This window comes from Shewanella sp. ISS20 (assembly GCF_056522965.1).
In genome coordinates, this window is record NZ_JAWRZK010000001.1 from 2,291,119 (window position 1) to 2,312,565 (window position 21,447).

The following is a 21,447-nucleotide window of genomic DNA, read 5'->3' on the forward strand; positions in this document are numbered from 1 at the left end:
TGTTGCTTATGATTGTCTGGTACTCTAACTTGCTCGCAGTGCTAATGCCACCTACCCTAGCAGACATCTTTTATTGATAATTATCCCCTATGCATTTTTCTCCGCCATTGCAATCAGGCCGCCTGATTAAACGCTACAAACGCTTTTTAACTGACGTCAAACTCGATGACGGCAGTGAAATCACAATTCATTGCCCCAATACTGGCTCAATGAAAAACTGCCTATTTGAAAATGAAGTGCTGTGGTATTCGTTATCAGATAATCCCAAGCGTAAATACCCTGGCACCTTTGAAGTCATGACCACGCCTCAAGGCCACTTAATTGGCTTAAATACTACCCGCGCCAATGCGTTAGCAGAAGAAGCGATACAGAAAGGCGTGATTAGTGAACTAAGTGGCTACAGCCGCTGCCAGCGCGAAGTGAAATATGGGGATGAAAATAGCCGCATTGATTTACTGCTAACCAGCCCAGATAAAGCCGATTGCTACATTGAAGTTAAAAGCTGCACTTTATTAGAACAAGAATGGGGATACTTTCCCGATGCTGTCACTACGCGCGGCCAAAAGCATCTGCGCGAATTAATGGCCATGACACTATTAGGTCATAGAGCCGTGTTACTGTTTGTTATTCAGCACACAGGTATTAGCCAAATGCGCGCCGCAGAACATATTGACCCGCTTTACTGTCAACTGCTGCGCCAAGCCATTGCCATGGGGGTTGAGGTCATTGCTTATAATGTCAATATTTCCGCCACGGAAATCACTCTTAGCCATAAGTGTCGATTTGAAAATTAATCAGTCACCTTTTTTGTGATAAAATTTGAAATTCCTTGAATTAAAGGACATAGTCAAATAATTGATACAAGTGAATGTAAAAAAATTGCCTCCGTGTAAAGATTCTGATATAGATAGCGGCCGTTAAAATACCGACGCCCCACGACGCAAAAGATTACAGGAGATGCGTTATGCCTGAAGGCACTAAAAAACTCGGCGTTCTCGCTATCGCAGGTGTAGAACCCTACCAGGAAAAACCTGGTGAAGAGTACATGAACTCTGCTCAACTGGGCCATTTCAGGAAGATCCTCGAAGCTTGGCGTAATCAGCTGCGCGAAGAAGTGGACCGTACTCTGAACCATATGCAGGATGAAGCCGCAAACTTCCCCGATCCCGTTGACCGAGCAGCTCAAGAAGAAGAGTTTAGCTTAGAGTTACGTGCCCGCGATCGTGAGCGTAAGCTGATCAAAAAGATTGAAAAGACACTTCAAAAAATTGAAGAAGATGATTTTGGTTTCTGTGATACCTGCGGTATCGAAATCGGAATTCGTCGTCTAGAAGCTCGTCCAACGGCCGATCAATGTATCGACTGTAAGACGCTAGCTGAAATCAAAGAAAAGCAAATGGCTGGTTAATTCTGTCCTCATTTACGGGAGCTTAAGCTCCCGTAAAATATTGAACTGTGAAAAATATTCATTATCATGGCCGATTCGCGCCCTCTCCTTCTGGTGCCTTACATTTTGGTTCTTTAGTCGCTGCCCTAGGCAGTTATTTGCGTGCCCGTCATTTAGGTGGCAAATGGTTAGTGCGCATTGAAGATATTGACCCTCCGCGTGAAGTACCCGGCGCCGCTGATGACATACTGCGAACCTTAGAAGCCTTTGGCTTGCATTGGGATGGCGCAGTGGTTTACCAAAGCCAATGTTTAGCTAACTATCAAGCCCAAATCGATACTTGGTTAGCACAAGGTCATGCCTATTACTGCCAATGCAGCCGCCAGCAAATTCGTACCATGGGCGGCATCTATGATGGCCGCTGCCAGAGTCAACCTAAGCAGCATGGCGCTATTCGATGGCACAATGACCAAGGTTGTCAGCAGTTTAATGACCAACTGCAAGGACATGTGGCTACCGATCATGCTTTTGCTCAAGAAGATTTTATTATTCGTCGCAGTGACGGCTTGTACGCCTATCAGTTAGCCGTAGTGATGGATGATATTACTGCAGGCATTACAGAAGTTGTACGCGGCGCCGATTTACTTGAAGCCACAGTGCGGCAAATCAGTTTATACCAAGCATTAGATGCCAAAGCGCCTGACTGGCTTCATTTACCCTTAGCTTGCCAGCAACCTGGCAGTAAGCTTTCCAAGCAAAATCATGCCACTCCAGTGGATAAACAGCATCCCCATGCCGCATTCAGTGCAGCATTAGCGTTTTTAGGTCAAACTCCAGTGACAATGACTGGTAATATAGGCGATATGCTAGCAGAAGCTGTGGCTCAATTTGATCTTGAGGCGATTCCTAAGCAAAAGGAAATTCTCCTGCGTTAGTCAGAGTGCGTGAATATACTCAAATCTTGTCAGATGTTATATCATAGCGCCTGATCTTACCCTTTACCCAGACAGTGACGAGGTGTCCCATTTTTCGCCGTATTAGTCAATTCTGTAAACAGCTATTTGCACCTTCCAAGGTGACAATGACAGAACCAGCCCAGCCGACTTCAGTGTTGGCATCAGCGCCTGCAGGCCTAAGCAAGCAAATCGTGTCTCGCGATGGCCATACTATTTCTCGCAAACAAATCAGTGAGAATGCTCTTAAGGTGTTGTATCGCTTAAATAGATCTGGCTATCAGGCCTATCTAGTTGGCGGCGGCGTGCGTGACATTCTGCTGGGATTAGCCCCTAAAGATTTTGACGTTGTGACCAATGCGACGCCTGAGGAAATCAAAAAACTCTTTCGTAATTGTCGTTTAGTTGGCCGCCGTTTTCGTCTGGCGCACATAGTCTTCGGTCGCGATGTGATTGAAGTGGCGACCTTTCGTGGTCACCATGAAGATGGCGATGACAAAACCTCGAAAGCCAATGCTACTGGCAGACTGCTAAGAGATAACGTCTATGGCAATATCGATGAAGATGCTGAGCGCCGCGACTTTACTGTGAATGCCCTGTATTACAATATCGCCGATTACTCCATCCATAGCTATGGTGGCGGTATTGACGATCTTGAACGCGGTCAGCTGAAACTGATTGGCGATCCGCAAAAGCGCTACCGTGAAGATCCAGTGCGTATGCTAAGAGCCGTGCGTTTTGCCACTAAATTGTCTATGACTATCGACAAGCCTGCGGCCGACCCAATTCCTGAATTGGCGCATTTACTCGGCGATATTCCTGCCGCGCGCATGTATGAAGAAGTATTAAAACTCTTCTTCTCTGGCCAAGCGAAAGCCACTTATTTAATGATGCAAGAATACGGCTTATTCACGCCGTTATTCCCAGCCTTAGATAAGCTGCTGAAAGAATATCCGAAAGGTCCAGCCTGCAAGATGGTTGAGTTAGTGATGGCTAATACCGATACTCGCATACAAGAAGAAAAGAGTGTGACTCCGGCCTTCTTCTATGCCGCCTTGCTTTGGTATCCATTAGCCCAGCGCGGTGATGATATTGCCTTAGAAAGTGGTTTGCCTAAGTACGATGCTTACTTTGCCGCCATGGGCGACATTATTGAAGATCAGTGCCGCACTATTAGCATTCCACGCCGCTTTACTGCGCCAGCCAGAGACATTTGGCAAATGCAGTTACGCTTTGAACGCAGCTTGAATACTCGCGCGTTTAAGCTGATGGAAAATCCAAAGTTCCGCGCAGCTTATGACTTATTGTTACTGCGCGGCGCCGCCGAAGGCGGTCAAGTGGCTAAGACAGCCACTTGGTGGCAAGAATTTGTCGATAGCGATGAAGAGCAAAGATTACAACTGGCTAAAGGCGGTAATCGCGAAGGTGGCAATAGTCGTAGTCGCAATACTAAGCGTCGCAAAAAGCCAAGAAAACCTAAGGCCGATAGCGAGTGAATCGAGTCTATATCGCCCTAGGCGCTAATCTTGATGAGCCACAGCAACAATTAGCCGACGCGTGCTTAGCTTTACAGCAAATAGCCGCGCCGGGCAGTTTTGCCGTGGCAAGTCTGTATCGCTCTAAGCCTATGGGCGATGTAGTGCAGCCTGACTATATCAATACGGTCGCAAGCTTTGACACGAGTCTTGCGCCTCTTGCCTTGCTTGATGCGCTGCAACACATTGAATTACAGCAAGGTCGTCAACGCTTAGAGCGTTGGGGGCCGCGTACCTTAGATTTAGATATCTTGCTCTATGGTCAACTCACTATGGCCAGTGAGCGTCTTACCATACCCCATTACGGCATGCATCAGCGCAGCTTTGTGCTAGTCCCATTATTTGAATTAGCCCCTGAACTCATCTTGCCAAACGGCGTGAGCTTAGCCTCATTGCTCACTCCTCAATATCAATCACAACTCGAAAAACTCGACTGACTAAGATTGCCCTTGCGTTGGCAATCGCTTATAACAACCAAACTGAGTGTGCCAACATAGGGAAATCGACAACAATGTCAAAAGTCACCAGCTCCAGTCTGCAAAAATTTAAGCAAGAAGGCCGCAAATTCACGGCCCTGACCGCCTATGATGCGAGCTTTGCCGCTGCCTTTGATGCCGAAGGCGTCGATGTATTATTGGTCGGTGATTCATTAGGTATGGTGCTGCAAGGACACAGCGACACTTTACCTGTGACAGTGGCTGATATTGCCTATCACACCCGCTGCGCCGCCCGCGGTGCCCAGCGTGCATTGCTGATTGCCGACATGCCTTTCATGAGTTATGCCACAACCGAGCAAACCATGCACAATGCCGCCTTGCTGATGCAAGCGGGTGCCAACATGGTTAAGGTTGAAGGCGGTGAGTGGTTATTGCCATCGGTAACCAGCCTCACTGAGCGCGGTATTCCTGTGTGTGGTCATCTTGGCTTAACGCCTCAATCTGTGCATGTGTTTGGCGGCTTTAAAGTCCAAGGACGTGATGAGAATAATAGTCAGCGCATATTGCGTGAAGCCAAAGCGCTGCAAGCTGCTGGCGCGCAATTGTTAGTGCTCGAATGTATTCCCGCCAAACTTGCCAAGCAAATCACTGAAGCCCTCAGCATTCCGGTTATCGGCATAGGCGCAGGCAAAGACACTGACGGTCAAATCTTAGTGATGCATGATGTGTTAGGCATTTCTAGCGGTTATATTCCGCGTTTTTCTAAAAACTACTTACAACAAAGTGGCGATATTCGCGCTGCGGTTCGAAGCTATATTGACGAAGTAACCGCTGGCACCTTTCCTAGTGAAGAGCATACCTTTAATTAAGGCAGTACTATGATTTGCTTAGACAATATCCAGCAGTTACGTCAACAAATCCGCACTTGGCGCCAGCAAGGTTTAACCATAGCTATGGTGCCGACCATGGGCAACTTACATCAAGGTCATTTACATTTAGTGACCTCAGCGCTTGCCCGCGCCGATAAAGTGGTAGTGTCGATTTTTGTTAATCCCATGCAATTTGGCGTTAACGAAGATTTAGATGCCTACCCACGAACCTTAAACGCAGATACTCAAGCCTTAACGGCTGTTGGCGCCGATTTACTATTTACCCCACAAGTGTCAACCATGTATCCAAGGGGGTTAGCAGCGCAAACTGTGGTTGATGTGCCAGGCATTAGTGAAGCTTGGTGCGGCGCCAGTCGCCCAGGGCATTTTCGCGGCGTTGCGACTGTGGTTGCTAAGCTATTTAACTTAGTGCAGCCCGATATAGCCTTATTTGGCAATAAGGACTATCAGCAATTACAAGTCATTAAGACTATGGTGGCCGACCTATGCTTACCCATTGAAATTGTTGGCATTGACACTCAAAGAGCAGAGTCTGGCTTAGCATTAAGCTCGCGTAATGGCTATTTGACCGCCGAGCAAATGCAACTAGCTCCACAATTAAAGCAAGGGCTAGATAGGCTAGAGCAGGCGGTTATTCAAGGGCTGGATATAGATAACGCCATTGCCAACACTTTGCAGCAATGGCAAGCATTGGGCTTTAAGCCCGATTATTTGGCCGTGTGTAATGCTAGCAATTTACACCCCGCAGAGCCTACTGATAAACACTTAGTGATTTTAGCCGCCGCTTACTTAGGTAAGACTCGGCTAATTGATAATCTCGAGTTTACTCGCGACTAAATCAAACTAATTCAAGCCCAGCTCAAGCCTTTGGCTATGTATTCAAACACATATTTAGCTATGAGGCTTAGCCCTTACTAAGTTAAAAAGCTGGTATTACTCAATATCATCACGCATAATGTTAACCGATAGTTAAATATCATGATACTAAGCGCTCTAGTTTGACGCCAGTAATATCAGTAGCTAAAAAAGGATTTTCAGCAAAATGAGCGATCCCAGACTGAGCTTATTGACTATTGTTGCTATTGGACTAATAAGTTCATCTAGCCACGGAGCAATTTATAAATGCATTAAAGAAGGCAAAGTCATCTTTTCGCAAACCACCTGCCCGAATGATTTCCGTCAGCACGAAATTGAATTCCAACTCGGTTTTACCAAAGTCACAGACAGCGACAAACTTAAGCAACCTAAAGATCCCCTGCTGGTGCTGCTTAATCAACAAACCTTATCGAAAGATAAATTACTGCAATTAGTCGATGATGAAGTATTTAGGCTTAAACAAGAAATTGCCTATTACAAAATTCTTAAACGCAGTGAACTCCAAAAACTCGAACGGCACCGTTTTTGGCAGAAACAAGAAAAGACCCACCCGGAATACGTGAAGGCTCAAGCTCAGTTAGAAAATCATTTCAATGAATTAACGACTGAAAACCAAACTGCCATAGAACAACTGTTAGAGCATAAAAACTCTATTGTTGAAAATCCTAACTAAGGATAATTCTCTCTTTTTCATACACTTTAAATTGATATTTAATTTTCATGACTATACTGAACTTAGGAACAATAGTGCGACAAGGATAGTTATGACAATCGCAAATCGAATCATTTTGGCCTGTATGTTGATGTGTAGCTTAGGTATTTTTGCTGCTGGCGGCATTATTAGTTGGCGCACTTATATCCATTCAGAAGATGCCATCACCAACCGTGCCAGTGAGCAACTGCTCTCCATCCGTGAAATCAAAAAAGAAGAAATCGAAGCTTACTTCGGGACTATCGCGAGCCAAGTGACGACTATGGCGTCATCACCCATGATCCAAGAAGCCATGAAGGGCTTTTCCCAAGGTTTCGCCGACTTTGGTCAACAGACCTATGGCAACTACGATAATCAAGTCTCAAGCCTAACTGCTTATTACGATAACGACTTTAGCCAGCAATATCGCAAGCTTAATCAGGATTATGACAGCAATGCCAGCGCTAAGCTCACACAATTGTCAGACAATGCCAAGCTAGTTCAAACCGCTTATATCGCCAGTAACACTAACCCCTTAGGCGAAAAAAATAAGCTTAATGCGACCAATGACGATACTGACTACACTAAGTTCCACACTAAATATCATCCCAATATCAATGAGTTTTTACAGGCCTTTGGTTACTACGACGTCTTCTTAGTCGATCGTGAAGGTAATGTGGTCTACTCAGTGTTTAAAGAATTAGATTTTGCCACTAACTTAGTCTCAGGCCCCTATGCCGACTCTGGTTTAGGCAAGGTTTTTAAGCGAGCCTTAGCCGAGCCAGGCAAAGTGGTATTAGAAGATTTTGCTAAGTACTACCCTTCCTATGAAAATGCTGCCTCATTTATCGCTACCGAAATCCACGATGCTTCCGGCGCCATTGGCGTGCTTATTTTCCAAATGCCAGTGGATTACATCAATGGCATCATGACCTTCCACCAACACTGGAAAAATTCCGGCTTAGGTGACAGCGGTCAGGTCTACTTAGTCGGGGCTGATGGTTTATTACGCAGCCAAAACCGCTTCTTACTGGAAAATAAAGACAGTTATTTACAGGCCATGCGTCAAAGTAATGCATCCGCAGATACTATCGCTAACCTGTCAGCTAAAAATACGGCTATCGGTATTCAAGCGGTAGATACGCCAAGCGCGCGCCGCGCCCTTAAAGGTGAAAATGGCGTAGAAATCATCAAGGATTTTCGCAATAACAATGTTATTTCAGCGTTTGCCACTATGCATATACTCGGCCTTGAGTGGGCCATATTAAGTGAAATCGATGAAGCTGAAGCCGTTCAAGACTTACAACAATTAAAAACCTCTACCTACCAGACACTCGCCTTCGTGTGCTTGGTATTACTGCTAGTCGCCTTAGTCGTCGGCACCATCATTGGCCGCAGCATTGCGGGCCCAATAGTGGCAACTATCGATAAAATTAGTCTTATCAGCGCCAACAAAGACCTTTCCACTCGCTTAGATACCAATACTAGTGGTGAGCTAGGTAAATTAAGTCATGGCTTGAATCAGTTTTTCTCGGAAATTCAATCGTTACTTGGGCAATCAGACAACACATCAAAAAACATCTTTAAGCACAGCTCGCTTATCGTTCAAGACATGAAAACTGCGCGTTCCACCACAGAGCAGCAATCAGCCATAGCGAGCACTGTTGTTCACTCCATAGATAGGCTGACTACATCGGTAGAAAGCGTGGCCATGTCTGCCGAGCAAGCGGCGACAGGCGTAGATATTGCTAATAACAAGTGCAAGCAAACGGCTGTGGTGGCGCAAGACCTAGGCGATGAGATGGATAGCTTAACGAGTCGCATGAGTCAGGTGACGCTATCGATTAATAATCTCGCGCAAGAGAGTTTATCTATCGCCTCAGTGCTTGATGTCATTCAAGGCATTGCTGAGCAAACTAACTTACTCGCCTTAAACGCCGCCATTGAAGCCGCAAGAGCCGGTGAGCAAGGACGCGGCTTTGCTGTGGTTGCTGATGAAGTGCGTACCTTAGCTAGCCGCACTCAAAGCTCGACCGAAGAAATCCGCAAGAAAATTGAGCGCCTACAAAATGAAACGCAAAATGTAGTACAGCAAGTGGGCACTGTTAGCACTATGGCGGCTAAGGGTAAAACGGCTTGTGTCACCAATGGTGAAATGCTTAATGATATTGTCAGCATGATAGAAAAGCTTAACGCCATGAATTTACAAATTGCCAGTTCAGCCAAGCAACAAGCACTGCAGACCAAGGAGATAGGCTTAAGTTGCCACAACATTTCGCTGTCTGCCGATGATATTGCTAATAAAACTAAGACCTCAGAGGGCTTGTCATCAGACCTAGAAGTTGAAGCTAACTTATTGATGAAGCAGTTATCTAACTTTAGGTTTTAACTAGTTAATTCATCACGCCAAGTCACGCCGCAAGGTCACAACCTTTAAGCAGATAAACACAAGGGGAGCCAATGCTCCCCTTGTTTATTACTCTGTTTAGCCGATGTTAACCACTAATTCTTTGGCGCTAGCACTTAGCTTCTAAGGCCAATGCCGCGCGACACTAGATAATAAGCCAGCCACCAAAACACCACGCAAAAGCTCATCATAATCGCCACAGATAAAGGCACGCTAATATCGGCAATGCCTAAAAATCCATAACGAAATACGTTAATCATATAAACCACAGGGTTTAGCGTCGATACGCCGCGCCAAAACTCAGGCAGCAGTGATAAGGAATAAAATACGCCGCCAAGGTAAGTTAATGGCGTTAACACGAAGGTAGGTATGATACTGATGTCATCAAAACTCTTAGCAAAGACCGCATTAATGAGGCCGGCTAACGAAAACATCATCGAGGTAAGTAACACGGTCAGCACGACTAAACCCCAATGTTCTACGTGCAAGTCCACAAAGAAACTCGCCACTAAGGTGACTATCAAGCCCACGCATAGGCCGCGGGCAACACCGCCGCCAACATAACCCGCAATCATCACATAATGCGGCACAGGCGCCACCATCAGTTCTTCAAGGTTACGTTGAAATTTTGCGCTATAAAATGACGAGGCCACGTTGGAATAAGAGTTAGTGATCACCGACATCATGATAAGACCCGGCGCAATAAACGACATATAAGATACGCCGCCCATTTCACCGATGCGACTGCCCACTAAATTACCAAAAATCAGGAAGTATAAGGTCATAGTAATCGCTGGCGGCACTAAGGTTTGCACCCAAATACGGGTAAAGCGATTAATCTCTTTTACCAAAATACTTTTAAATGCCACTAAATATAAGTGGTTCATGAGGCACTCCCCTGTTCGCCTTGCTGCACTAAACGGACAAATAACTCTTCGAGACGATTGGACTTATTACGCATGGAGGCAATGGATATGCTCTGCTCTGTTAAGGCGTGAAATAATTGATTAAGACTGTGATGCTTTTCAATATCCACTTCGACAGTATGCTTATCAACTAAGCGGCACTCCATACCATCAAGCACAGGCGCGCTTTCAAGCCCTTGTGGACAATCTAAAATAAAGGTTTCTTTGGTGAGCTGGCTTAATAGCTTCTTCATGCTAGTGCATTCAACTAAGCGGCCTTTGTCGATAATGCCTATGTGGCGACACAGCATTTCAGCTTCTTCAAGATAATGAGTCGTCAAGATAATAGTGACGCCTTGCTGATTAAGGTTGCGTAGAAAGTCCCACATAGAGCGGCGCAGCTCAATATCAACCCCAGCCGTAGGCTCATCGAGGATTAATAACTTAGGTTCATGCATTAACGCGCGGGCAATCATTAAACGGCGTTTCATACCGCCCGATAACTCCCGTGACTGACTATTGCGTTTTTCCCATAAATCGAGCTGACTTAAATAAGTTTTAGCGCGATCCATGGCGATAGAACGCGGCACACCATAATAACCGGCTTGATTGACAACCACCTGCAGTACTGTTTCAAACTGGTTGAAATTGAACTCTTGCGGAACTAAACCGATACATAACTTGGCTTGTTCTAACTCAGTATCTAAGTCATGGCCAAACACTTTAACCGCGCCAGCACTCTTTTGCACCAATGAGCTAATAATGCCTATGGTGGTCGACTTGCCAGCACCATTAGGACCTAATAATGCAAAAAAGTCGCCTTGTGGCACGCTTAAGCTAATGCCTTTGACGGCATGCACACCCGTTTTATAGGTTTTTTGTAATCCGATTATTTCAAGCGCGGCCTGAGTCATGAAGTTATCCTAACAAAAGTCAAAATGAAGCCTAGATAAAAAAACTCCCGCAGCAGCGGGAGTCTTTAGGTTTATTCCAGTGGAATAACCTTAGCGATATAAGGTAGATTTCGGTATTGCTCAGCGTAATCGATACCATAACCAACAATAAACTCATCAGGAATGGTAAAGCCAACGAAATCAACAGGCACATTGACTTCGCGACGCTCAGGCTTATCTAACAAGGTGCATAAGGCTAGGCTCTTAGGCTCGCGCAGCAACAGCATTTCGCGGATCTTGTTAAGGGTGTTACCTGAGTCGATTAAGTCTTCAACGATTAATACATCACGACCTTGAATGTCTGACTGTATGTCTTTGAGGATTTTTACATCACGAGAGCTGGTCATGGCTGAACCATAACTAGAAACCGCCATAAAATCGAGTTCAACGTGTCCCTGAATACGACGGCATAAATCTGCCATAAACACAGCCGAGCCTTTCAGTAAGCCCACCATTAATAAACGCTCACTGTTGACGTAATGGGCGTTGATTTTCTCGGCCAACTCGTCCAGCTTAATATTAATCTCTGCGGTTGAGATCATCTCTTCAATGGTGTGTTTCATATCATTCTCAATTGTCGGTGTCAGCCTTAACGCCTGAGTCATAGCCCCAGCGTTGGCTTAATACATGGTCAACGCCTAAATGATCTAAAATTCGGGCGACCACGAAGTTTACCAGATCTTGAATTGATTTGGGATCATGATAAAAGCCTGGCGACGCAGGCATGATCACAGCGCCCATTTGAGTAAGCTTAAGCATGTGCTCTAAGTGGATGCTATTAAACGGCATTTCCCGCGGCACTAAGATTAATTGACCGCGCTCTTTAAGCATGACATCGGCGGCTCTTTCTAATAAATTGTTACTCATACCAGTGGCAATCGCGGCTAATGAGCCAGTAGAGCACGGACACACCACCATTTGCTTAGGGGCGGCGCTGCCGGATGCGGGCGGCGAGAACCATTGATCTTTGCCAAGCACCACCAGATCGCCGCTTTGACAACCTAAGCGCGCTAAGATTTGCGCCTTAGCTTGCTCAGGATTAGCGCTCAGTTTAAGCCCTTCTTCAGTCGCAAGAACTACGCGCGCAGCCGATGAAATCATCAAAAACACCCGATAATTCGCATCCAGCAAACACTTTAATAAAGTTAAGCCATAAGGGGCGCCCGAGGCGCCTGTCCAGCCAAGGCTAATACTTTTAACATGGTGCTCCATTAAGCCTTCCCTGCCAATTTAGCTAAAATCTTGCCATGTATGCCTTCAAAGCCGCCGTTACTCATGACTAAAATATGCTTAGATGGAGCGCTGCAGGCGCGTTCCACAATTTCATCCACCTGAGTTAATACTTCAGCATCGATATTGGCAGCCTTCATAGCGGCGAGAATATCCCACTGCACGGCATCTGATTGATAGCAATAAACTTTGTCAGCTAACACCAGTGAGCCAGCTAAGGTATCTTTATGAACACCGCTTTTCATAGTGTTAGAGCGCGCTTCTAAAATCACGCTAATAGACTCAGAACCCACTTTGGCGCGCAGCGCCGCTAAGGTAGTTGCGATAGCGGTAGGATGATGAGCAAAGTCATCATATACAGTCACGCCATTAACCTCGCCTAACTGCTCAAGGCGACGCTTTGGTGGAACAAATTGCGCTAAGGATTCAATGGCAATAGCAGGAGCAACCCCAACGTGGCGCGCAGCCGCAATCGCCATCAGGCCGTTTTCCATATTATGGCGACCAATTAAGCTCCAGTTAACAACCCCTTGAAGCTCGCCATCAAGATACACGGCAAACTCATGGCCATCATCACACAAGGCTTCTAAATACCAGCCAGCATTGGCCTTATCTAGATTTAAGGTTTCTTGCTCGCTCCAGCAGCCCTGTGCAATCACGTCACGCACGGCATTATTCGCGCTTGGCCAAATGACCTTGCCTTGGGAAGGAATGGTGCGAATAACATGATTAAATTGGCGCTGAATGGCCGCTAAATCGGCAAAGATATCGGCGTGATCAAACTCTAAGTTATTAATAACAAAGGTTCTTGGGTGGTAGTGGACAAATTTAGAACGCTTATCAAAAAAGGCGCTGTCATATTCATCGGCTTCGACCACAAAAAAGTCGGTAGCGCCTAATCTGGCTGAAACCCCAAAATTTTGCGGCACGCCGCCAATTAAAAAGCCAGGTTGATAACCCGCAGCTTCCAGCACCCACGCCAGCATGCTCGCCGTTGAGGTTTTACCATGGGTGCCCGCCACGGCTAATACCCATTTATTCGGTAAAATATAGTCGGCTAAAAATTGCGGCCCAGAAGTATATTTAAGTCCGCGGTCGAGCACGGCTTCAACACAAGGATTACCGCGACTCATCGCATTGCCTATCACCACCAGATCGGGGCCATGATCTAGTTGCGCAGGATCAAAGCCTTGGATCAAGCTGATCCCCTGCTCTTCAAGCTGAGTGCTCATAGGAGGATAAACATTGGCATCACTACCAGTCACTTGATGACCCATAGCCCTTGCTAGCAAGGCAATACCCCCCATGAAAGTGCCACAAATACCGAGAATATGAATATGCATATCGTGCTCATTAGATTGACTTAACAACTATTGTACGCAGCATCGATGCCGACACAAACAGCAAATTTACCCAAGACCATATAAATGCCAACTGGCGCGCGGTTTTTAAAGGACATGCTCGTGGATTTGGCTAGCTTAATAGCAAGGGGGCCACCATAAAAATCAGTATTAACAATTTATAAGCTCAAAAAGCCTTACGGATTTATCCGATTTAGCTCACAAAAGCGTCGCAGCAGTAAAAACATCTAGACGGCTAAATTGACAGAGACCGATCATTCACTTATTCTTGCCGTAAATTAAGGTCAGAATGTGTTTTGATCTTCCGAATTTGCCGTCACAGCAGTCCATGGATGTTCGTGTGTTAGGCCTACTACAATAAGAGAGAAGACCATTGAGCAATCCTGTTATCGCCAAACCTAAATCGGGCTCGATTATTGCCCTGTTACCATTAACCGTATTTTTAGTGCTATTTATCGGCGCTGGTTTATATTTCCAAGCCCAAGGCGTAGATTTTGCCTTTTACCAACTGCCAAGCGTAGTCGCGATTTTACCGGCCATTATCATTGCCGTGTTGTTATCTAAGCAGCGCTTGAATCAAACCATTGAGACCTTTATTGCCGGCATAGGCCATAGCAACATTATTGCTATGTGTTTGATTTATTTATTAGCAGGTGCATTCGCTTCTGTGGCTAAAGCCACTGGCGGCGTCGATGCGACTGTGGCATTAGGCTTATCGTTAATTCCATCTCAGTTACTGCTGCCGGGCTTCTTTGTCATCGCCGCTTTTATTGCCACCGCCATGGGTACCTCGATGGGCACTATTGCAGCAGTAGCCCCCATCGCCCTAGGGGTAGCCACTCAAGCAGGGATCAGCTTACCGCTAATGGCTGGTGCCGTAATGTCTGGCGCTTTATTTGGTGACAACTTATCGATTATTTCTGATACCACAATTGCGGCCACTCGGACTCAAGGCTGTGAAATGAAAGATAAATTCCGTGAGAATTTAATCTTCGCCTTACCAGCATCACTCATCACCTTAGTGGTATTTACTCTCTTAGGTCAGGGCCATGTTGAACTAGCAAGCCAACCTATCGATTTTGTTAAAGTTATTCCGTATTTAACTATTCTGATTTTGGCTGTGGCAGGGCTTAACGTGTTTGTGGTGCTGGCTATTGGTATTTTACTGGCAGGCGGCACTGGGCTAATTAGCGGTCAATATGACGTGATTACCTTTGGTAAAGATATCTATGCTGGCTTTACCAACATGCAGGAAATTTTCATCCTATCTATGCTGGTTGGCGGTTTAGCGGCATTAATGCAGCAGCAAGGTGGCCTGACATTTGTGAGTGCTCAAATTGAAAAGCTGATTGCTCGCTTTTCTAAAGCCCAAGGCGAAGCTTCATGCCGCGCCGCTGAGCTTGGTATGGCCGCGATAGTTGCAGCCACTAACGCTTGTGTGGCTAACAACACAGTTTCTATCGTAGTCACAGGTGATATAGCTAAAGACTTAGCCGAAAAACACGGGGTATCACCAAAGCGCGCCGCCAGTGTATTAGATATTTTCGCCTGTATTATTCAAGGTTTACTGCCTTATGGCGCTCAAGCCTTGTTATTGGCGTCTATCTTTACCATCAGCCCGCTGGCCGTAGTGACTTACTCTTGGTACGGCATGATCTTAGCGGTAGTAGCGATTGCGATTGTTATCTTCCGTAAGCGCCACTAATCACGCGAGAGAAAAGACAGTAAGCCGCGGCTTGCTATACTCAGTGAATACTTGATGAAGGAATAACTCAGTGCAGCCGCCGCCTTTTGAACTCGATAGCTTTGACCCATACCGACTAGTGTTCCATATGACACTGGTTAGCGTATTAATCTCAAGCATAGGTATGTCGATCACTACCTTATTGATGTTCCAAAAATTAAGTTTCAGCTTGTTTACTGTCAATATCGATATCTTGGGTGATTACTTGCAATCACCCTTAGCTATTATCTACAACATCAGCCTGTTACTCACAGGCTGTTGTTTTATTTTAGCTATGATAAGCTTGATTTTTTTAAGACTGCACGCCTTATGCCAAGCTATCGCTTATGTGGGTATTCTCGCGGGCGTTAGCATCATGCTATTAGGGCTATTTCCGGTAAATGACACTTTCCCCCACCAAATGGCCATGCTGATTTTTCATATTGCCACAGGGGTGTTTTTTGGCTTGCTATTAATTTCCCGCAGGTTAGATCCTAACTGGTGTCATCCCTTTTTATCCATCACCAGCTTTATCGGTTTACTGTGCGTGTTAGCTCTGTCTTTTCATTTTGATCTAAATAAGCTCAGCTTCATTCAAATTGACCAACCTTACTTGTGGGTATCTATGGGTAGCTTAACCTGGATCCACGCGATTATGACCATATTCACTGGCCTTGGTTTAGCCTTAGCTGTCCACAGATTGATGCTGGAAAGGTATAATGTACATCTTAAATTGTGACAGTTATAACTATTCACTTCGACTGATAATGTTAATGTCCCGCTGCCTCCTTAGCCTGTAGTAATCATTTTGCCTGACCACCATCAAGACTATCAATTTTGCGACCTGCATCATTTAATTATTTTGCTAATCTTTGCCAGTACCATAGTGGCTTGTATTGGCATAGGTGTCGTGCTGCTAGAGCAGTATTTCACGATAGGGTTCAATGCCTTCCACTTTAGACCCGAGCAACTGGGTAACTATAGCACTTTTAAGTTGGCCTTCATTTTTAACGGCTCGTTAATTATTGCCAGCACCTGCATGTTTATTGCCATGATAGGGCTAATGTCATTGCCTATCGGCGGCCTCACTAAATTAGTCGCTTGGATTGGTATTTATTCATCGATTTGTTTATTCATGCTGGGCGTGCTGCCCCTGAATGTCGGCCATTGGCACTTTGTAGCTCACTACAATGCCGTAATCGCCACCACGCTACTGGGTTGCACTAGCTTATTGGCGGGGATAATGTATCGCGCCTATTTCAGTAAGTTTTTAATGCTATGTAGCTTTTTATTATTATTTTTTAGCATCAGCCATATTAGCCACTTAGATATCAGTGACCCTCAATTATTATCACCCCATGTGCGCCATGATGAGTTCTGCTTCGACCCAATGTTCGCTTGGTGCTTAGTCATCACCCATCTATTGTGGGATATTGCCTTAGCGCTTAAAGTGCGCAAACTAGTGCCACAACACTTTAGTAAGTAACCCCTTTGATGAGAATGCCATCATGCGATTAAGCCAATATATAGCCCTGTGCGGCGAGCATTCGCGCCGCCAAGCCTGCCGCTTAATCGAGGCTGGACATGTGCGCCTTAATGGCAAGAGTGCCAGCCATACTGATATCGTTGAATATTGTCATGGCGATGATGTGTTATTGCAGGTCGAGATTGATGGTCGCCCGATTTGCCCCATAGCCAATTACAGCTATTGGATTTATCACAAGCCTGTGGGCATTGATTGCCGCTTACTGCCCCATATGCCCAGCAGCATCATCCATCAACTGGATTTACCCACACGCGTTTATCCCGCTGGGCGCTTAGATAAGGATTCTCGCGGCTTATTGCTACTGACTAATGATGGCTACTTAACTCAGCACTTACTTCATCCTGACTTTGGTCATTACAAAGATTATCTAGTGACTGTGACGCCTGCTATCAATCAGGCCTTTATTGATGCTATGGCGCGCGGAGTGAGCTATCAAGAAGTCACCACCTTGCCGTGTGAGTGCGCAAAACTTAGTGCTACCCAATTTAGCATTCGCCTCACTCAAGGGCTCAATCGCCAGATTCGGCGCATGTGTCAGGCACTTGGTTTTAAAGTGATAAATTTACAGCGAATCGGCATGATGACCCTAAGTCTGGATGGGTTGGATGAAAATAATAAGCGGCCCCTAGAGGCCGCTGAAATCAAGGCGCTTTATCGCGCCTGTGGGCTCAAGCTTACGTAGCTGCCCCCCCCTTACTTAACTATCACCATTTCATTGAGTAAGTTGTCAGCATTATCTACATATTGCATTACCCATAACATGTAACGGCTATCGACCTGAATCGAGCGGTTAATGTCATTATTGTAACCCCAGTCGCCTATGATGCTTTCATAAACGCCATCAAACAGCAGCCCCACTAATTCAGCGCGGCCATTTAAGGTCGGCGAGCCTGAATTGCCGCCCGTGGTATCTAAGGTCGATAAGAAATTAACCGGCACAGAATCAATGGCGGCCATATAGTAATCACCATATTGCTTGTCATTAATCAGTTGTAACTGCTTAGCGGGTGCATCAAATGGCTCAGCGCCAGTATCTTTTTGCGTAATACCTTCTAAGCGGGTAAAAGGCAGTGCCTGCAAACCATCTTTTGGCTGATAGCCTTTAACGTGGCCGACAGTGACTCTAAGGCTTGAGTTAGCATCAGAATACACAGGTTTACCTTGCTCACGGTTATAGGCAATGATGGCGTCCATGTATTGCGGCCGCACCTTCATTAAATTACCCGCCAATTCTTTCGCCTTAGCTTCTTCTGCCATGTCAGATGCATACAAGGCCACAGCTAAGCGGATAAAACTGTCATTGGACGCTGTAAAGTCATTAACTGATTTATCTAACCACGCCAACCGCGTTGCCTGATCATTAAGCTCAGTGCGGGCATAGAGCTTATCGACGATTTTTGCGAGCTGCTTAGGAGTCGTGCTTTGATTGATTTTGAAGGCTTTATCAAAGGCAGGGAGTCGCTGATCGGCTGATAACAACTGATAACGGCTCAGCACTTCGAGCATCAAGGCTTTATCCACACTCGCGGCGTAGCGGCGATCAATACGCTCCATGCCAGACTTAATGCTAACCATATCGCGCTGTTGATACCCAGGCTCACGCTCCATATCGGTCAGCAGCTTTTCATTGGCGAGACGATATAACTTGCGCGCGGTGGGCAGCATAGTGCTTGAGTTCAAATAACTCATGAGCAAGTCGCGGTCTTGATTGTCTTGGCTTTGCTCAACTAAACGCTCAAGCTCATTTAAGGCATCGCCATATTGCAAGCTGCGCTCTGGTGATTGCTTAATCCATTGTGCCAATGCCGCTTCTTGAGCTTGGCGCTCGGCGAGCATGTTAGATTTGCCGTAAAACTCTATCATAGAGCCAAAGTTTTTCGCGTAATTGGCAAGACCTGCCAAGGTACTTTCGTACTTGATTCGCTCATCACTGCCCTCAGGCGCGGTTGACTTGATGATATCGATAAAGGTTTCGCGCAGCTCTTTACCACGGGGATAAGCCCAAATAAATTGGTTTTCTACTTCTTGCGCAGTGCGATAACGGTTAGTGCGACCAGGATAACCCGCAACCATCACAAAATCGCCGTCACTCACACCTTTGGCCGAGACTTTAAGGAAGCTTTTAGGCTCATAAGGCACGTTATCTTTGCTAAAGTCAGCAGGCTTACCGTCTTTGCCCACATAGGCGCGATAAAACGAGAAATCGCCAGTGTGGCGCGGCCACATCCAGTTATCGATATCGCCGCCATATTTACCGACACTGCCGGCTGGATTATAGGTTAAGCGCACATCACGAATTTCTAATTGCTTAACCAAGTAATACTCTAGTCCATTATGAAAGCTGTAAACCTGACAACGATAACCGCCGCCTTGCTCGCAATTAGCGACTAACTGCTTTTCTTTCGCTTCAACGCCCTTGTAATACTCATTGCCTTGCTTAGCGGCAACATCAGCCAAAACCTCTTGAGTCACATTGCTAATGTCTTCAGTGACATAAATACGTGAGCCAGGGGTTGCTGGTAATTCCTCAGCATAGGTTTTGGCTAGAAAACCGTCTTTCAGCAAGTTTTTTTCTGGGGTCGAATTATATTGAATTGCACCATGAGCGCAGTGATGGTTAGTGACCACTAAGCCTTTAGGGGACACAAAGGATGCGGTGCACCCCCCTAAACTAATCACAGCATTCATAGGATATTCGGTGAGTTTGGCTATGTTGTTAACATCAATTTCTAAGCCTTTCGCCTTAAGCTCATCAGCCATTGCCGGCAATTGATGCGGCTGCCACATGCCCTCATCAGCGAAGGCCGGTAAACTAGTTGCGACCACAACTGTTAGTAACCATTTTTTCATTAGTAATTTCCATCTAGACCTATTATTAGCTTTCCCTAACGCTGCCAAATTAAAGACAAAAAAAAGCCGAGTTTCTACCCGACTTTATCATATCAAAACCTAGTGATTACACTGTTTTACAAATATCGTTACAAAGCAACCCACAATTGTGCAGCGATAATAACGACACCGGCAATCCCAGCTAAGCCTAAGGCTAACTTGCCACCGGCCACTTGATAGCCAGAAGTCTGCTGCTGACGCTGCTTAAGTGCCATCACAATTGGTAAGAAAATAATCATAAATACTAATGGAATAGCCGCAAAACCTAGCACAGCCACAAAGCCTTCTGGAATATAGAGCGCGCAGGCTAACGGCGGCACAAAGGTCAGTAACCAAGTTAAGCTGCGACCTTTAATGCTATTATCAGCTCGAATTAGTTCAGCCACAAAATCATACAGGCTTAAGGTCACCCCAAGGAAAGAAGTAATTAAGGCGAGATCGGCGAAGAATGAAATGGCTTTGCTCACCATAGGGCTTGCCACAATTTGCTGCAAAGCCGTAACTAACTGCGCTAATGAACCTGAAAATGAATCTATGTGAGTGGCGCCAACTGTGCCTAAGGTCACCAGTAACCATAAGATATAACACAGTAATGGTATGGTTGAGCCGATTAATAAGACTCGCTTTAGGCTCTTGGCATCCCCGTCTAAATAGCGCACTAAGGTGGCAATACATACATGAAAACCAAAGGAGGTGAAGATCACAGGAATGGCTATCATCCAGCTATTAGTGAATGAACCCACTACCGTTTGCGATAAAGATACTGAGTTAACTTCAGGCAGTAAAGTCAACACCACTAAGATGAGTAAGGCTATCATGAGTGAAAATAACACCCGTGAGACTTTATCAACCCAAGACACACCTAAGGCAGCAAAACCACCTAAGGCCAAGGTAAAAATAATCACAGCTAATTGGTTATCAAGCTGCATATCGAATAGATTTTGCGCTTTTAATACCAATAACGACGAGCCGCCAGTTAAATAGGCCGCGGTTAATGCAAATAATAAACTTAAGAAGGAAGCCCCTTGAATAAGTTGGCCTTTTTTACCGAGGATTTTACCAGTAATGGCATGGACGTTATCACCTACGCCTGAGCGTAAGTTAATTTCTAACATAAGTAAGGCGGTATAAGCCGATACACCCCATACCAGCAGTAGTAACACCATGGCAGGTATGATACCCAGAGCCGCTGTTGCTAAGGGTAATGCCAACATGCCAGCACCAATGGCAGTGCCTGCCACTATGGCGATTGAGCCTAATATCTTTGAATTCAAAGTTTACGTCCTGTTTTATTTATTATTTATTTTGAGAAAGGACATCAGAACTGCACAAAAGCGTATTGATATTAATATCGCTGTGGAAGCACTTATCCCCAATCGTATACCACTAAATACAATATTTAGTGTGACAATTGGCCCCTATAGCTAAGTGGATCCTAGAGAGATCTATCTCAGCCACAGGGGCTGACTAAATCGCTTAACGCATTCTTTCAACATTGACATATCACATATATTTTTTTGAAGACTATCGCGACCATAGCAAAGCTATTTCATCGGCACAAGTCCAATGACTTACCCTATTGTTAGGTTTTAACCCATCTCATGGGTTTTTTAGGCGCAAATGCTCAAAAATTACAGTCAGGCATTGGCAGGGTGAATAATTAC

20 protein-coding genes are annotated in these 21,447 nt (G+C 45.5%); 13 read left to right on the forward strand and 7 right to left on the reverse strand.

The window, feature by feature from the left end; all coding sequences use genetic code 11:
• Nucleotides 1-89: 89 nt before the first annotated feature.
• The 9 genes from sfsA (at nucleotide 90) to AC1HDP_RS10530 (ending at nucleotide 9,158) form a co-directional block, all read left to right on the forward strand.
• Complete coding sequence (gene sfsA, locus AC1HDP_RS10490; protein WP_479638718.1) at nucleotides 90-794, forward strand: DNA/RNA nuclease SfsA; 705 nt, start codon at nucleotides 90-92, stop codon at nucleotides 792-794.
• A gap of 170 nt (nucleotides 795-964) precedes the next feature.
• Entirely contained in the window at nucleotides 965-1,408 is a 444-nt protein-coding gene (gene dksA / locus AC1HDP_RS10495; RefSeq protein ID WP_140933675.1) for an RNA polymerase-binding protein DksA, read from the forward strand.
• Between the two features lie 47 nt (nucleotides 1,409-1,455).
• A complete protein-coding gene (gene gluQRS, locus AC1HDP_RS10500) occupies nucleotides 1,456-2,322 on the forward strand; it encodes a tRNA glutamyl-Q(34) synthetase GluQRS (RefSeq protein WP_479638719.1) in 867 nt (288 codons plus the stop codon).
• A 146-nt stretch (nucleotides 2,323-2,468) separates the two neighbouring features.
• Complete coding sequence (gene pcnB, locus AC1HDP_RS10505) at nucleotides 2,469-3,836, forward strand: polynucleotide adenylyltransferase PcnB (protein ID WP_479638720.1); 1,368 nt, start codon at nucleotides 2,469-2,471, stop codon at nucleotides 3,834-3,836.
• Nucleotides 3,833-4,312 (forward strand): 2-amino-4-hydroxy-6-hydroxymethyldihydropteridine diphosphokinase, encoded by a 480-nt coding sequence (gene folK, locus AC1HDP_RS10510; RefSeq protein WP_479638721.1) that lies wholly within the window; start codon nucleotides 3,833-3,835, stop codon nucleotides 4,310-4,312. Before pcnB ends, folK begins: the two co-directional genes overlap by 4 nt.
• 74 nt (nucleotides 4,313-4,386) lie before the next feature.
• Nucleotides 4,387-5,181: a 3-methyl-2-oxobutanoate hydroxymethyltransferase gene (panB, locus tag AC1HDP_RS10515; RefSeq protein WP_479638722.1), complete on the forward strand. Its 795-nt coding sequence runs from the start codon at nucleotides 4,387-4,389 to the stop codon at nucleotides 5,179-5,181.
• Between the two features lie 9 nt (nucleotides 5,182-5,190).
• Nucleotides 5,191-6,039: a pantoate--beta-alanine ligase gene (panC, locus tag AC1HDP_RS10520; RefSeq protein ID WP_479638723.1), complete on the forward strand. Its 849-nt coding sequence runs from the start codon at nucleotides 5,191-5,193 to the stop codon at nucleotides 6,037-6,039.
• A 205-nt stretch (nucleotides 6,040-6,244) separates the two neighbouring features.
• Nucleotides 6,245-6,751 carry a DUF4124 domain-containing protein gene (locus AC1HDP_RS10525; RefSeq protein WP_479638724.1) on the forward strand — a complete coding sequence of 169 codons (507 nt, stop codon included), beginning with the start codon at nucleotides 6,245-6,247 and terminating at the stop codon, nucleotides 6,749-6,751.
• 91 nt (nucleotides 6,752-6,842) lie between these two features.
• A complete protein-coding gene (locus AC1HDP_RS10530) occupies nucleotides 6,843-9,158 on the forward strand; it encodes a methyl-accepting chemotaxis protein (RefSeq protein ID WP_479638725.1) in 2,316 nt (771 codons plus the stop codon).
• A gap of 134 nt (nucleotides 9,159-9,292) precedes the next feature.
• On the opposite strand, the gene AC1HDP_RS10535 is transcribed toward AC1HDP_RS10530, so the two are convergent.
• The 5 genes from AC1HDP_RS10535 to mpl form a co-directional block, all read right to left on the reverse strand.
• The gene (locus tag AC1HDP_RS10535) at nucleotides 9,293-10,063 is read right to left on the reverse strand and encodes an ABC transporter permease (protein ID WP_479638726.1); all 771 of its coding nucleotides are present in this window, start codon (nucleotides 10,061-10,063) and stop codon (nucleotides 9,293-9,295) included.
• Nucleotides 10,060-10,995: an ABC transporter ATP-binding protein gene (locus AC1HDP_RS10540; RefSeq protein WP_479638727.1), complete on the reverse strand. Its 936-nt coding sequence runs from the start codon at nucleotides 10,993-10,995 to the stop codon at nucleotides 10,060-10,062. The genes AC1HDP_RS10535 and AC1HDP_RS10540 overlap by 4 nt, the downstream gene beginning before the upstream one ends.
• Before the next feature lie 71 nt (nucleotides 10,996-11,066).
• On the reverse strand, nucleotides 11,067-11,597 hold the full coding sequence (gene hpt, locus AC1HDP_RS10545; protein WP_479638728.1) for a hypoxanthine phosphoribosyltransferase: 531 nt from the start codon (nucleotides 11,595-11,597) through the stop codon (nucleotides 11,067-11,069).
• Between the two features lie 7 nt (nucleotides 11,598-11,604).
• A complete protein-coding gene (locus tag AC1HDP_RS10550; RefSeq protein ID WP_479638729.1) occupies nucleotides 11,605-12,246 on the reverse strand; it encodes a flavin prenyltransferase UbiX in 642 nt (213 codons plus the stop codon).
• On the reverse strand, nucleotides 12,246-13,607 hold the full coding sequence (gene mpl, locus AC1HDP_RS10555) for a UDP-N-acetylmuramate:L-alanyl-gamma-D-glutamyl-meso-diaminopimelate ligase (protein ID WP_479638730.1): 1,362 nt from the start codon (nucleotides 13,605-13,607) through the stop codon (nucleotides 12,246-12,248). Before mpl ends, AC1HDP_RS10550 begins: the two co-directional genes overlap by 1 nt.
• Before the next feature lie 391 nt (nucleotides 13,608-13,998).
• Here mpl and AC1HDP_RS10560 point away from each other — a divergent pair, with 391 nt between their 5' ends.
• The 4 genes from AC1HDP_RS10560 to AC1HDP_RS10575 all read left to right on the forward strand — a co-directional run bounded on the left by AC1HDP_RS10560 (nucleotide 13,999) and on the right by AC1HDP_RS10575 (nucleotide 17,576).
• Nucleotides 13,999-15,330, forward strand: a complete 1,332-nt coding sequence (locus AC1HDP_RS10560; protein WP_479638731.1) for a Na+/H+ antiporter NhaC family protein — start codon at nucleotides 13,999-14,001, stop codon at nucleotides 15,328-15,330.
• A gap of 70 nt (nucleotides 15,331-15,400) precedes the next feature.
• Entirely contained in the window at nucleotides 15,401-16,087 is a 687-nt protein-coding gene (locus AC1HDP_RS10565) for a hypothetical protein (protein WP_479638732.1), read from the forward strand.
• A 69-nt stretch (nucleotides 16,088-16,156) separates the two neighbouring features.
• Nucleotides 16,157-16,834, forward strand: a complete 678-nt coding sequence (locus AC1HDP_RS10570) for a hypothetical protein (protein WP_479638733.1) — start codon at nucleotides 16,157-16,159, stop codon at nucleotides 16,832-16,834.
• A 22-nt stretch (nucleotides 16,835-16,856) separates the two neighbouring features.
• Nucleotides 16,857-17,576, forward strand: coding sequence for an RNA pseudouridine synthase (locus AC1HDP_RS10575; protein WP_479638734.1), 720 nt, complete (start codon nucleotides 16,857-16,859; stop codon nucleotides 17,574-17,576).
• Between the two features lie 11 nt (nucleotides 17,577-17,587).
• Here the strand turns inward: AC1HDP_RS10575 and AC1HDP_RS10580 are convergent, their stop codons facing one another.
• Nucleotides 17,588-19,744: a S46 family peptidase gene (locus AC1HDP_RS10580; protein WP_479638735.1), complete on the reverse strand. Its 2,157-nt coding sequence runs from the start codon at nucleotides 19,742-19,744 to the stop codon at nucleotides 17,588-17,590.
• 128 nt (nucleotides 19,745-19,872) lie between these two features.
• The gene (locus tag AC1HDP_RS10585; protein WP_479638736.1) at nucleotides 19,873-21,057 is read right to left on the reverse strand and encodes an amino acid permease; all 1,185 of its coding nucleotides are present in this window, start codon (nucleotides 21,055-21,057) and stop codon (nucleotides 19,873-19,875) included.
• Between the last annotated feature and the right edge of the window lie 390 nt (nucleotides 21,058-21,447).